Source organism: Nonomuraea sp. NPDC048826 (genome assembly GCF_043198225.1).
Taxonomy (GTDB): Bacteria; Actinomycetota; Actinomycetes; order Streptosporangiales; family Streptosporangiaceae; genus Nonomuraea.
Window position 1 is genome coordinate 22618 of the sequence record NZ_JBICUQ010000009.1, and the last position, 12697, is coordinate 35314.

Annotated in this window: 13 protein-coding genes and 1 tRNA gene; 6 read left to right on the top strand and 8 right to left on the bottom strand. The window is 69.3% G+C overall.

Annotated features, from left to right (window positions below):
- Nucleotides 1-80: 80 nt before the first annotated feature.
- The gene (locus ACGFI7_RS30605) at nucleotides 81-617 is read left to right on the top strand and encodes a peptidylprolyl isomerase (RefSeq protein WP_393410580.1); all 537 of its coding nucleotides are present in this window, start codon (nucleotides 81-83) and stop codon (nucleotides 615-617) included.
- Nucleotides 618-764: 147 nt separating this feature from the next.
- Nucleotides 765-1622, top strand: coding sequence for a rhomboid family intramembrane serine protease (locus ACGFI7_RS30610; protein WP_393410582.1), 858 nt, complete (start codon nucleotides 765-767; stop codon nucleotides 1620-1622).
- Nucleotides 1623-1655: 33 nt separating this feature from the next.
- Here ACGFI7_RS30610 and ACGFI7_RS30615 read toward each other — a convergent pair whose 3' ends face one another.
- Nucleotides 1656-1901 (bottom strand): cell division protein CrgA, encoded by a 246-nt coding sequence (locus ACGFI7_RS30615; RefSeq protein ID WP_393410584.1) that lies wholly within the window; start codon nucleotides 1899-1901, stop codon nucleotides 1656-1658.
- A gap of 145 nt (nucleotides 1902-2046) precedes the next feature.
- On the opposite strand from ACGFI7_RS30615, the gene ACGFI7_RS30620 reads away from it, so the two are divergent.
- From ACGFI7_RS30620 to ACGFI7_RS30630, 3 genes are read left to right on the top strand one after another with little or no spacing between them, the layout of a single operon-like run.
- Nucleotides 2047-2658, top strand: coding sequence for a class E sortase (locus ACGFI7_RS30620; protein ID WP_393410586.1), 612 nt, complete (start codon nucleotides 2047-2049; stop codon nucleotides 2656-2658).
- A 2-nt stretch (nucleotides 2659-2660) separates the two neighbouring features.
- The gene (locus tag ACGFI7_RS30625) at nucleotides 2661-2819 is read left to right on the top strand and encodes a hypothetical protein (RefSeq protein ID WP_393410588.1); all 159 of its coding nucleotides are present in this window, start codon (nucleotides 2661-2663) and stop codon (nucleotides 2817-2819) included.
- Nucleotides 2816-3388: an anthranilate synthase component II gene (locus tag ACGFI7_RS30630; RefSeq protein ID WP_393410590.1), complete on the top strand. Its 573-nt coding sequence runs from the start codon at nucleotides 2816-2818 to the stop codon at nucleotides 3386-3388. Before ACGFI7_RS30625 ends, ACGFI7_RS30630 begins: the two co-directional genes overlap by 4 nt.
- A gap of 153 nt (nucleotides 3389-3541) precedes the next feature.
- On the opposite strand, the gene pknB is transcribed toward ACGFI7_RS30630, so the two are convergent.
- From pknB to ACGFI7_RS30665, 7 genes are all read right to left on the bottom strand, one after another.
- Nucleotides 3542-5401: a Stk1 family PASTA domain-containing Ser/Thr kinase gene (gene pknB / locus ACGFI7_RS30635; RefSeq protein ID WP_393410592.1), complete on the bottom strand. Its 1860-nt coding sequence runs from the start codon at nucleotides 5399-5401 to the stop codon at nucleotides 3542-3544.
- An 85-nt stretch (nucleotides 5402-5486) separates the two neighbouring features.
- Nucleotides 5487-6851, bottom strand: a complete 1365-nt coding sequence (locus ACGFI7_RS30640; protein ID WP_393410594.1) for a serine/threonine-protein kinase — start codon at nucleotides 6849-6851, stop codon at nucleotides 5487-5489.
- Between the two features lie 21 nt (nucleotides 6852-6872).
- Nucleotides 6873-8330, bottom strand: a complete 1458-nt coding sequence (locus ACGFI7_RS30645) for a peptidoglycan D,D-transpeptidase FtsI family protein (protein ID WP_393410596.1) — start codon at nucleotides 8328-8330, stop codon at nucleotides 6873-6875.
- Nucleotides 8327-9721: an FtsW/RodA/SpoVE family cell cycle protein gene (locus tag ACGFI7_RS30650; protein WP_393410598.1), complete on the bottom strand. Its 1395-nt coding sequence runs from the start codon at nucleotides 9719-9721 to the stop codon at nucleotides 8327-8329. Before ACGFI7_RS30650 ends, ACGFI7_RS30645 begins: the two co-directional genes overlap by 4 nt.
- Complete coding sequence (locus tag ACGFI7_RS30655) at nucleotides 9722-10990, bottom strand: Stp1/IreP family PP2C-type Ser/Thr phosphatase (protein WP_393410600.1); 1269 nt, start codon at nucleotides 10988-10990, stop codon at nucleotides 9722-9724. It abuts the gene before it with no gap.
- Nucleotides 10987-11457 carry an FHA domain-containing protein gene (locus ACGFI7_RS30660; protein ID WP_393410602.1) on the bottom strand — a complete coding sequence of 157 codons (471 nt, stop codon included), beginning with the start codon at nucleotides 11455-11457 and terminating at the stop codon, nucleotides 10987-10989. Before ACGFI7_RS30660 ends, ACGFI7_RS30655 begins: the two co-directional genes overlap by 4 nt.
- Before the next feature lie 17 nt (nucleotides 11458-11474).
- Complete coding sequence (locus ACGFI7_RS30665) at nucleotides 11475-12215, bottom strand: FhaA domain-containing protein (protein WP_393410604.1); 741 nt, start codon at nucleotides 12213-12215, stop codon at nucleotides 11475-11477.
- A gap of 200 nt (nucleotides 12216-12415) precedes the next feature.
- Here ACGFI7_RS30665 and ACGFI7_RS30670 point away from each other — a divergent pair.
- Nucleotides 12416-12498 (top strand) — tRNA-Leu (locus tag ACGFI7_RS30670).
- Nucleotides 12499-12697 lie beyond the last annotated feature (199 nt).

A 12697-nucleotide genomic window follows, 5' to 3' on the forward strand; every position in this document is an offset into this window, starting at 1 on the left:
GATGGCAGCGAAGGCCATAGGGCCATAGCCATCAAAACACCACAATTTCCATTCCGTGTATAGAGGAAGGCAGCTGTCTCGTGGCTGAGAAGCTGATCGCAAACCTGCAGACCAACCGCGGCATGATCAAGGTCGAGCTCTTCCCCAACAGAGCTCCCAAGACCGTCCGCAACTTCGTGGAGCTGGCCGAAGGCGCCCGCGAGTGGACCCACCCCGGCACCGGAGAGAAGGGCACCGGCCGCTACTACGACGGCACGATCTTCCACCGCGTCATCCCGAACTTCATGATCCAGGGCGGCGACCCGCTCGGCGAGGGCTTCGGCGGCCCCGGTTACGAGTTCGACGACGAGATCCACCCCGAGCTCTACTTCGACCGTCCCTACCTGCTCGCCATGGCCAACGCCGGCAAGCGGATGGGCAAGGGCACCAACGGGTCGCAGTTCTTCATCACCACCGTGCCGACGCCGCACCTCAACGGTCGTCACACGATCTTCGGCGAGGTCGTCGAGGGGCAGGACGTCGTCGACGCCATCTCCAAGACCAAGACCGGGCGCAACGACAAGCCGGTCGAGGAAGTCGTCCTGGAGTCGGTCACCGTCGACCGCGTTCCGGCCTGACGCGTCCGTCCGGCCTTCGGGGGCCCGCGCTCGGCCCCCCTCCCCGGAGGCCCGGACGCGCCGGACGGGCCACGAGGCGCCCTGCTCCGCCCTCCAGCAGGGGCGCAGGGGGACGCGGCAACGGTCGACAGGCTTTAGGCTGCGGACATGACCAGCCAGCCGCCCGTCCAGCCCGAACAGCCCGCGGAGGCGGTGCCCACGTGTTATCGGCATCCCGACAGGGAGACGTGGGTCCGCTGCCAGCGGTGCGACCGGCCCATCTGTCCCGACTGCATGCGTGACGCCGCCGTCGGGTTCCAGTGCCCCGAGTGCGTGGCCGAGGGCAATCGCGGGATCCGGCAGGCGAAGTCGGCCTTCGGCGGCTCGGTGGTCCGCACCCCGTACGTGACGTGGACCATCCTGGTGGTCAACGTGGTCGTGTTCGCCGCCGGTTACCTCGTGCCGAACGTCGACCGCTACCTGGGCATGAACTCCGTGATGGTCGCCTTCGGCGACGAGTACTACCGGATGATCACCGCCGCGTTCGTGCACGGCGGGCCCTTCCACATCCTGTTCAACTGCTGGGCCCTCTACGTGGTCGGGCCCTACCTGGAGCGCGCGTTCGGGCACGCCCGCTTCGTCGCGCTCTATCTGGTGAGCGCGCTCGGCGGATCGGTGCTCGGGCTGTGGATGGACGACCCGAGAGTGCTCACCGTCGGCGCGTCGGGAGCCATCTTCGGCCTGTTCGGCGCAGTGTTCGTGGTCGGCCGCAAGCTGAACCTGGACGTACGCGGCATCGCCGTGCTGATCGCGATCAACCTGGGCATCACCTTCATCGTCCCCGGCATCAGCTGGACCGGCCACATCGGCGGCCTGATCACCGGGGCAGCCCTGGCGGGCGCGCTGGCCTACGCGCCCAAGGACAAGCGCACCCTGTGGCAGGTGCTGGCGATCACGGGATTCGTGGTGCTGCTCGCCGTGCTCGTGGTCGTCAGGGTGCCCATGGTCTTGGCGATGCTGAACTGACGTCCCCAGCTGTGGAAAAGCTGTGGAAAAGAACTAACGCCAGCGGGTGGAGAGCACCACACCGAAGATGATGAAAACGAACCCGATCAGCAGGTTCCAGTTCTGCAGATCGCCGATGAAGGGTGCTCGCGGCGCCACGTAATAGGTGGCGATCCACAGGATGCCGATGAGCCACGCGGCGACCATCGTCGGCGCCAGCCAGCGAGGGCTGACCTTGACCTGCTGGGACTTCTGCGGCGGCGTGTAGACCGCCTTCTTGCGCGTCCTGGACTTGGGCACTGGATAACTCCTGCTGAGGGCCTGGGCTTCCGGATCGTCCGCAGGCTCTGCGTTAAGGGTAGTGGTAGAGAGCCCCAGAATAGTCGCCACGCGCACGTGATGGCGATCCCCGCCGGCGCGTGCCGTCCCGTTTACGCTGAGTCACGTGCGGGTCGTGCTGCGGACCATCGGAGAGCTGAGCATCACCGCCGGCCTGGTCCTGGCGCTGTTCTGCGCCTATCTGCTCTGGGGCACCGGCGCGTACACGGCGAGCCAGCAACTGCTGCTGCGGCGCACCCTGGCCGCCGAGAACGCCGCCCGCCCGCCCCGCGTCGAGCTGGGCGGCGCCGTGGCGCTGCTGCGCATCCCGAGACTCGGCCGGAGCTATCGCTACGCGGTGATCGAGGGCGTACGGGCCGAGCACCTGAAGAAGGGCCCCGGCCACTACCCCGGCACGGCCATGCCCGGCGAGATCGGCAACTTCGTCGTCTCCGGCCACCGCACCACCTACGCGGCCCCGTTCAACCGCCTCGACGAGCTGGAACGCGGCGACGAGCTCGTGGTCGAGGCCCGCGAGGCCCGCTACACCTACCGGGTCACCTCACAGGACATCGTCGACCCCGACGAGGTGGACGTGGTCGCCCCGGTGCCCGGCAGTCCGGGCCTGCGGCCCGTCCGGGCGTACATCACGCTGACGACGTGCCATCCCGAGTACTCGGCCGCGCAACGGCTGATCGTGTACGGGGTGCTGAAGGACACCGAGCCCAGGAGGACGTGAGGATGTACGGCTGGCTCTGGCGCGGTCTGCCCGGCGGCCCGTGGCGGCGGCTGCTCTGGGCCGCCCTGCTGGCCGCGGGGACGGCGGTCGTACTCTGGTACGTGGTGTTCCCGCTGCTGGAACCCGCTGTGACGCTCGACGAGGTGACCGTGCGCCGATGACCCGCGTGCTCGTCGTGGACAACCACGACAGTTTCGTGCACACCATCGTCCAGTACCTGAGGGTGCTGGGCGCGACCTGTGACGTCCGCCCGCGCGACGAGGTGCGGGTGAGCGACGCCGACGGCTTCGACGGGGTCCTCGTCAGCCCAGGCCCCGGCACCCCCGAGGCCGCCGGGGTGAGCGTCCCGCTCGTCCACCACGCCGCCCGGCGCGGTCAGCCGCTGCTCGGCGTCTGCCTCGGCCACCAGGCGATCGCGCACGCCTACGGCGCCACCGTCGCCCGCGCGCCCGAGCTCGTGCACGGCGGCACCAGCGCCGTCAGCCACGACGGCAAGGGGGTGTTCGCCACGCTGCCCTCCCCGGTCCGGATGACCCGCTACCACTCGCTGGCGGTGCTCCCGGAGACCGTCCCGCCGGAGCTGGAGGTCACCGCCCGCACCGCCGACGGCGTCATCATGGGCCTGCGCCACCGCACCGCGCCGATCGAGGGCGTCCAGTTCCACCCCGAGTCGGTGCTCTCCGAACACGGCCACCGGCTGCTCGGAAACTGGCTGCGAAATACGCTGTAACGAACCGGAGCCTCACAGCGACAACCAGATGAACGTCCCCGCCGTTGCCCCCGAGCGGCGGGGGCGTTCTTCGTCTGTAACCCCTCCGCCGCCCCGTGAAAGCGAAGGGCCGCCACCCCGGAGTGGGGTGACGGCCCTTGCGTCAGGTCCGGATCAGCCGAAGCCGTCGCTGATCGGGTTGTCCTCCGGCGGCTCGTCGTCCGTCGGGAAGCCGTCGTCGTCGGTCGGCTCGTCGCTCGGCACGTCGTCCGTCGGGAAGTCGTCGGACGGCTGCTCGGTCGGCGTCGGCGCGGCCGGCCCCTCCGACACGACGATCGTGACCGTCATGTTGGGCTGCAGCTTGGCGCCCTCACCCGGGTTCTGCTGGATGACCGTGCCCTGGGCCTGGTCGCTCGGCTGGGTGACGACCTTGACCTTGAAGCCGGCGTCCTCCAGCGTGCGGCGCGCGTCCTCCTCGGTCATGCTCAGCACGCTCGGGACGGCCACGGCCTCCTTCGGGATATAGAGGGTGACCGTGTCGCCCTTGTTGACCGACGCGCCAGCCTTGGGGTCGGTCTGGAAGACCTTGCCCTGGGCCCGGCTGGACGCCCGCGTCTTGACCGAGCCGGTGAGCCCCAGCTCCGACAGCTTCGCGTTGGCCTCTTCGACGGTCAGGCCGATCAGCCCGGCGGGCACCTTGACCTTCTCCGGGCCCTTGGAGACGAACACCTGGACGGTGGCGCCCTTCTCCACCTCGGTGCCCTCGGCCGGATCGGTCTTGATCACCGTGTCCTTGTCGAACTCGGTGCTGAACTCCTCGGTGACCTCCGGCTTGAGGCCGAGCTGCTGGAGTTGGCTCTCGGCGTAGTCGCGCGCCTTGGACTCCAGCCCCGGCACCTTGACCGTGGTCGGCGCCGAGGGGCTGCCGCCGCCGCTGAACATGACGTAGCCCACGGTGACGAAGGCGCCGATGATCAGCAGCGGGATGATGATCCACAGGGCGGTCTTGACCGCGTTGCCGCCGCCGTTGTTGGCCCGGCGGCGCCCGCCGCGCCCGCCGCCCTCGCCGTACTCGTAGTCCGGGATGGCGTTGGAGCGCTGGGTGGCCGGGCCGGTGGCGGACTGGGTGGCCGTCATCATGCGGGTGCCCTGACCGTACTGGCCGGTCATCGCCATCGTCTGGGCGTCGACCGGCATGCCGGACATGGCCCGCTGGATGTCGGCCCGCATCTCGGTCGCGCTCTGGTAGCGGTGCGCGGGATCCTTGGCCATGGCCTTGAGCACGATCGCGTCACACCACGGGGGGATCTCCGGGTCGATCTGCGACGGCGGGATCGGCTCCTCGCGGACGTGCTGGTAGGCGATCGCGACAGGGGAGTCGCCGGTGAACGGCGGCTGGCCCGTCAGCAGCTCGTAGAGCACGCAACCGGTTGAGTAGATGTCGCTGCGGGCGTCCACGCGCTCACCGCGGGCCTGCTCCGGCGACAGATACTGGGCGGTGCCGATGACCTGCGCCGTCTGCGTCATCGTGGCGGCAGAGTCGGCCATCGCGCGGGCGATGCCGAAATCCATCACCTTGACGTCGCCGGCGGTGGTGATCATCACGTTGGCCGGCTTGATGTCGCGGTGCACGATGCCGCCGCGGTGGCTGTAGTCGAGCGCGCGCAGGATGCCGTCGACCAGCTCGACCGCGCGCTCCGGCAGCAGCCGCCGGTCGGCGCGGAGCAGGTCGCGCAGCGTCCGGCCGTCGACGTACTCCATCACGATGTAGGGCACGGGGGTGCCGTCGGTGACATCCTCACCGGTGTCGTAGACCGCGACCACGGCCGGGTGGTTCAGCGACGCCGCAGACTGTGCCTCACGGCGGAAACGGGCCTGGAACGTGTGGTCACGGGCCAGATCCGACCGGAGAGTCTTGATCGCGACCACCCGGTCCAGCCGGATGTCTCTGGCGCGATACACCTCGGCCATGCCGCCTCGCCCGACGACGCCGTCGAGCTCGTAGCGACCTCCGAGAAGCCGAGGCTGAGTCATTTCCTGCACTGTCCCTTACCGTTCATCTTGGTGCCGGCCTGCTCGGGGGGCGGCCGCCGGTGTCCATCATCGACCCGTTGGCGCATCACGTCTCCTCCTTCGGCGGGTTCGAGTCACCCGGGTCCGGCGAGGCGGAAGGTGTCGGGGTCGTCGGCGTCGTGGTGGGGGTCGGGGTCGGCGTCGGGGTCGGGGTACGGGTCTTGGTCGGGGTCGGGCTCGGCGTCGGCCGCCTCGTCGGTGTTGCCGACTTGCTTACCGTAGCCGACGGTGAGGCTACCGGCCTTGTCGACTTGACCGTAACCGCCGGGGGCCGACTGGTCTTGGTCTTGTTGGGCGGCGGTTTCTGCCGGGGCGTGACGGAGGCGGGCAGGGGGGAGTTCGTCGTCTCCGGGGTGGTCGGCAGCGGGGCCTGCGCGATGGGGGCGAGCGCCAGCGCGCTGAACCCCACGGCCGCGACGGTGCCGGCCGCGGCCACCGTCGCCACCGTCCGTCCGACCCGGCGCCGCCGCGGCGGCGCCTGCACCTCCGTGACGGCCGCTGCGCCGCCCAGCGTCCCGGGTCCGACCGGCGCCGGGTCTTCCTGCCGGGGGCGTACCGGGAACCCGGCCGGGTCGGTGAGCGAGCCGAGCGCGGTGTCGCCGCCGGTCGTCAGCGACTCGCGCAGCACGTACGCCCGGTCGGCCAGCTCCAGCGCCGAGCCGGGGCGGTGCGCCGGGTCCTTGGCCAGCAGCGCCATCACCAGGGCGCGCACCGGGGCGGGCACGTCGACGCCCAGCGGGGGCGGCTGCTCGTTGAGGTGGCGCAGCGCGATCGCGACCGCGCTGTCACCGTGGAACGGGGGCCGGCCGGACAGGCACTCGTAGGCCACCACGCCCAGGGAGTAGAGGTCGGTGGAGGGCGTGAGCGTCAGGCCCTGCGCCTGCTCGGGGCTGACGTACTGGGCGGTGCCGAGGACGGTGCCGGTCTGCGTCACCGGCGCCGCCTCCAGGGCCCTGGCGATGCCGAAGTCGGTCACCTTGATCGTGCCCTCGGGCGTCACCAGCAGATTGCCGGGCTTGATGTCGCGGTGGATCACGCCGGAGGAGTGGGCCGCGTGCAGCGCCTTGGCCGTCTGGTGGAGCACGTCGAGGGTGACCTCGGCGCCGAGCGGGCCGTTGCGGGTCAGGATGGCCGACAGCGGTTCGCCGTGCACCAGCTCCATCACCAGGTAGGCCAGGTCGGCCTGCTCGCCGTAGTCGAAGATCTGCGCGATGCCGTGGTCGGTCAGAGCGGCGGTGATACGCGCCTCGTTGCGGAACCGGCCGCGGAACGCGGGGTCGGCGTGGATGTGGCTGTGGAGCACCTTGACGGCGACCTCGCGGCCGAGCAGCTCGTCGCGGGCACGCCAAACCTCCCCCATGCCGCCTGCGGCGATGCGGGAGACCAGGAGATAGCGGTTACCGAGCCGCATGGTCCAGCACGTTACCGTCCGTCACTTCAGCACCGCCTCCATCACTGCCTTGGCGATCGGCGCGGCCGTGCCGCCACCCGTCGCCTCCCCGCCGCCGCGCACGGCGCCGGACTCGACCATCACCGCGATCGCGATCTTCGGGTCGTCCGCGGGCGCGAACGAGATGAACCAGGCGTGCGGTTGCTGGCCCTGAGCGGTCTCGGCGGTGCCGGTCTTTCCCGCTACTTGGACGCCGGGAATCTGCGCGCGGTTCGCGGTGCCGTTGGCCACGACGCTCACCATCATGTCGGTGAGCTCGTCGGCCGTCTCCTTGCTGACCGCCTCGGTGAACTCCTCCGGGTCGGCCTGGTCGATCGTGTCGCCGTTGGAGTCGGTGATCTTGTTGACGAGGTGGGGCTTCATGACCACGCCGTCGTTGGCGATGCCGGCCGCGATCATGGCCATCTGGAGCGGCGTCATCTGGTTGCTGCGCTGGCCGATGGAGGCCTGGGCGACGGCCGCCGCGTCTTCCTTGGGGCCGAAGTCGCTCTTGGCCACCGACATCGGGACGGCCAGCGGCTCGCCGGCACCGAACTTCTCCAGCTGGTCGCGCATCGCGTCGTAGCCGAGGTCGATGCCGATCTTGCCGAACGGCGTGTTGCAGGACCTCTCCAGCGCGAAGCGGAGCGTGACCTGGCCGGAGCCGCACGCCGCGCCGCCGTAGTTGGGCAGGTCGGCGGTGGTGTTGGGCAGGTCGAGGACCTGCGGGGCGTCGACGGTGGTGTCGGCGCCGCGGCCGGAGTCGTCCTCCAGGAAGGCGGCGGCGGTCACCACCTTGAACGTCGAGCCCGGCGGGTAGGTGCGCTCGATGGTGCGGTTGAGCAGCGGCTGGCTCTTGTCCTTGGCCAGCTCGTCGTAGCGGCCGAACACGGTGCCCTTGTCGGTGCCCGAGAGCTCGGCCGGGTCGTAGGTCGGCAGCGAGACCATGGCGAGGATGCCGCCGGTCTTCGGGTCGAGCGCCGCCACCGCGCCGCGCTTGCCGCTCTCGCGCAGCGCGTCGTAGGCGGCCTTCTGCGCCTCCGGGTTGATCGTCAGGTCGACGTTCGCGCCTCGGGTCGGCTCGCCGGTGAACAGGTCGATGCCGCGCTGCAGCAGGAGGGAGGCGCTGGAGCCGTCGAGCAGGGCGTTCTCGCTGCGCTCGATGGCGGACTCGCTCTCCGGCGAGAAGAAGCCGGTGACGTGCGCGTACAGGCGGCCTTCGGGGTACTCCCTGAGGAATCGGAAGTCGCCCTTGGTCTCCTTCGACTGGGCCAGGATGACCTTGCCGCCGGCGGTGATGCGCCCGCGCTGCACCGCGTACCGCTCGTAGAAGTTGCGGGTGTTGCGGGCGTCCTCGCTCAGGGTCGTGGCGCGGACGCCCTGGAGGATGTTCACGTTGATCATCAGTAGCGCGAACATCGCCAGGCAGGCGACGGCCGCGCGCTTGATAGTCCGGTTCATCGCTGGAACACCTGCGTCAATCCTTCGTTCTGGATCGCCTGGGGCGGCGGCCTGCGCGCCGCGTCGGACATGCGCACGAGCAGCGCGATGAGGATCCAGTTGGACAGCAGCGCCGAGCCACCCTGTGACATGAACGGGGTGACCAGGCCGGTCAGGGGGATGAGGTTGGTGACACCGCCGACGATGATGAAGATCTGCCAGGCCAGCAGGAACGACAGGCCGGCGGACAGCAGCTTGGTGAACGGGTCGCGGGCGGCGAGCGAGGCGCGCAGCCCGCGCTGCACGATCAACGCGTAGATCATCAGGAGCGCCATCAGGCCCGTCAGGCCCAGCTCCTCGCCGGTGGCGGCGAAGATGAAGTCGGAGAAGGCCAGCGGGATCAGCTCCGGGTGGCCCTGGCCGAGCCCGGTGCCGAGGATGCCGCCCGACCCCATGGCGAACAGGCCCTGCATGAGCTGGCCGCTGCCGCCGACGGCGTCGAAGAGCTCGGGGTTGCTCGGGTCGAGGTAGACCTCGAAGCGCTGCTGGACGTGGTCGAAGACCATGCCGGCCAGGATCGCGCCGCCCAGGAAGAGCAGGATGCCGATGATCACCCAGGAGATGCGCTGGGTGGCGATGTAGAGCATCGCGATGAACGTGCCGAACAGCAGCAGCGAGGAGCCGAGGTCCTTCTGCAGGACCAGGATGCCCAGGCTGATGCCCCAGGTGATGAGCACCGGGCCGAGGTCACGGGCGCGTGGCAGGTCGATGAAGAGCAGCCGCCGCCCGGCCAGGGCGAGCACGTCGCGCTTGGCCACGAGATAGCCGGCGAAGAAGATGACCAGCGCCAGCTTCGCGAACTCGGCCGGCTGGATCTGGCCGACCCCGGAGATGCCGACCCAGATGCGCGCGCCGTTGATCTCCTGGCCGACGAACGGGAGCAGCGGCGAGATCAGCAGCGCGATCCCCAGCGCGCCCGCGGTGTAGGTGAGCCGTTGCAGGGCGCGGTGGTCACGCAGGAAGATCAGGGTGGCGCTGAACAGCACGATGCCGATGAGCGTCCACATCAGCTGCGTGTTGGGCGAGGCCAGCGTGGCCGACGGCAGCTTGGAGTCGGTCTCCGACAACCGGAAGATCATCACCAGCCCGAGCCCGTTGACCAGCGTCACCAACGGCAGGATCAGCGGATCGGCCCAGGGCGCGAACTTGGCGAGCACGAGGTAGGCGGCCAGCATCAGGCCGCCCAGGCTCAAACCGTACGTCAGCATGCCCGAGGGGATCGCCCCGTCCATCGCCAGCCCGACGTTGGCGTAGGCGCCCATGGTGATGACGACCGCGAACGCGAGCATGACGAGCTGGGCCATGCGTCGCTTGGCGGGCATGGGCACGGGGGCTGCGGCCACTTCGCTCATCTATTGGGGTTTCGTCCTTGTGGGAGTCGGAGATGGCGACGTGCTCGCGGTGGGGGTCGGTTCCGCGAACTTCATCGTATTGATCTTGGTGAGGCCCTCGGCCACGTTGCCGACCTCGATGCCGTCCTTGACCAGGGCCTGATCAGGCGGCGACAGCTGGGACAGGGCCTTGCCGGTGTGTTGGGCCACCTTGAAGAACTGCACGGGGCCCAACTCCTGCTGGATGCCCTGGAAGACGACCACTTCGTCGGCCCAGGCTCCGACGAAGAACTGGTCTTGGGTCCACTTCCATCCGAAATAGCCGCCGACGCCCACGACGACGGCGGCCACGGTCAGCACGGTGACCAGCACGGGCCACACCCGGCGACGCTTGCCCGACTTGCGGGACGCTCGCGCGACCGGCTCGTCGAAATCGTCATCGGTGATGGCCGGCTGGGGAGCGGTCACCGCGCCCGCTCGCCCCGGCGCCGGCTCCTCGCCGCCGTGCAGCCGGGTCATGCCGGCGGCGCCGACGACGGCGGCCTCGACGGGCACCGCCTGCCCGTCGGTGATCTCCAGCACGTCGGCGATCACGCAGGTGATGTTGTCGGGCCCGCCGCCGCGGTTGGCCAGGTCGATGAGCTGGCGTACGACCTCTTCCGGATCGTCGAGGTTGGTCAGCGTGGCGTGCAGGGTCTCCGCGCTCACCACCCCGGACAGCCCGTCGGAGCAGAGGAGATAGCGGTCGCCCACCTGGGCCTCGCGCAGCGTCAGGTCGGGGTCGACCTCGCCGCTGCCGTCGAGCGCCCGCAGCAGGATCGAACGCTGCGGATGGGTCGCGGCCTCCTCCGGGGTGATGCGCCCGTCGTCGACCAGCTGCTGCACGAGCGTGTGGTCATGGGTGATCTGGTAGAGCTCCCCGCGTCTGAGCAGGTAGGCGCGCGAGTCGCCGACGTGCACCAGGGCGACCTGGGTGCCGTTCCAGAGCATGGCGGTGAGTGTGGTGCCCATGCCTTTGAGGCTGGGATCCCGTCCCACCATCTCGTGCAGCTTGCGATTGGCGTCGCGTACCGCTGCCTCGATGGCGTTGAGCAGGTCACCCCCCTGCTGGGCCTCTTCGAGAGAGGCCATCGCGGCGATGGCGACGGAACTCGCCACCTCGCCGTGTGCGTGCCCGCCCATGCCGTCGGCGACGGCGAGCAGGCGGCCGCTGGCGTACGCCGAGTCCTCGTTTCCTTCGCGGAGGAGGCCGACGTCCGAGCGGGCGGCGTAGCGGAGTGCGATGGTCATTTGCGCAATTCAATGACTGTCTTGCCGACACGGATCGGAACACCGAGCGGCACCGGGGTCGGGCGGGTGACTTTCGAGCGGTCGAGATACGTGCCGTTGGTAGAGCCGAGATCTTCCACGATCCACTGACCGTCCTGGGGAAAGAGCCGGGCGTGCCGGCTGGATGCGTAGTCGTCGCTGACTACCAGCGTGGCGTCGTTCGCCCGGCCAATGGTGATGGGCGTCTCCGTGAGGTTAATGGTGGTGCCTTGCAGCGGGCCACCCGTCACGATGAGCTGGCGCGGCTCTCCCTTCCTGCTCTTGGGCTTGGCCACGGGTTTGGCGGGTTTGGCCCCCTTGCCCGGGCCGGCGGGAGCCGTACGTGACCCGAACAGGTCAGTCCGGATCACACCGACCGCGGCGATGACGAAGAACCACAGCACCGCCAGGAATGCGAGCCGGATCAGCACCAGCGTGAGCTCGGACATGGACCGTCTGTCTACCTCTAATCGCGCCGGAACACCAGAGTCGTGCGTCCCAGCGTCACTCGCGTGCCGTTCTGGAGCTCGATTCTGCGTACCGGCTGGCCGTTGACGAAAGTGCCGTTGGTCGATCCGAGATCGACCAGGACGACTTGCTGACCCTCGACGCGCAGCTCCGCGTGGTGGCGGGACACGCCGGGGTCGACGAGACGAAGGTCGCAGTCGGTGCCGCGCCCGAGCAAGGTCACCGGCGTGGTGAGCTCGTAGGAGCGGTCGCCCTGCGGATCGTCCTGAGTGCTGACGAGCAGCCTGGGCCGCCCGTTGAACGCGTTGGGCCGGGACGGGGGCAGGTCGCTCGTCGGCTGGCGGATCTCGTCCTGCTCGACCGTCGCCCCCCGGATGACGCCGGACCTGATGCGGAACAACCCCACAGCCAGGTCGCCCGCCGTCTCGAATCGGACCCGGACCGGTCCTACGAAGGAGTAGCCCTGCTCCTTGGCGTACTCCCTGGCGAGGTTGGCCAGCTCGTGGCTGATGCTGTCGGCGTAGACCTCCAACCGCTCGGCGTCGGTCGTGGACAGCTCCACCACGAAGTCGTTGGGGACGAGGGTACGGCCCTGGGCGACGATCGCCGCCCGCTCGTCCATCTCCCGCTGAACCGCGCTGGCGACCTCGACCGGCTGAAGGTCAGATTTGAACGCCCGCGCAAAGGCCCCCTCAACCAAGCCTTCGAGCCGTCGCTCGAAGCGCTGAAGGACTCCCACCGGGTACCTCCCTTCCTCCGTGCATATGATCGCGGCCCCCAGACGCGCGTGGCGCCCGGTCTCCGCTCGAACCACGGGGTGGAGATCCCCGGCGCTCTTCACGCACTCGCGCCCAGCTCCTCCGCTCCCGTGTCTTATGCGATCGTATCCGGGTTCAGTACCAGTGGCTGTTACGTGCTAGTGTTTCTCCGCACCCACAAGGGCGGGTGGCGGAACGGCAGACGCGCACGGTTCAGGTCCGTGTGTCCGAAAGGACGTGAGGGTTCAAATCCCTCCTCGCCCACCTCGGTCACGCCGATGAAATCGGCAGACCCACACTGGCGAAAGAGAGCCCCGGTTCGCAAGAGCCGGGGCTTCATCTTTTCCGTCTACTTCATGTCCTCTTGTGGCCGTCGCTCGGCGAAAGATACGCCCGGCTGGTTGCAGCTTGCTTTCAAACCGCTTCCAGCCGGGGCATTCTCTGTGTTTTCGCTCACAGCAGA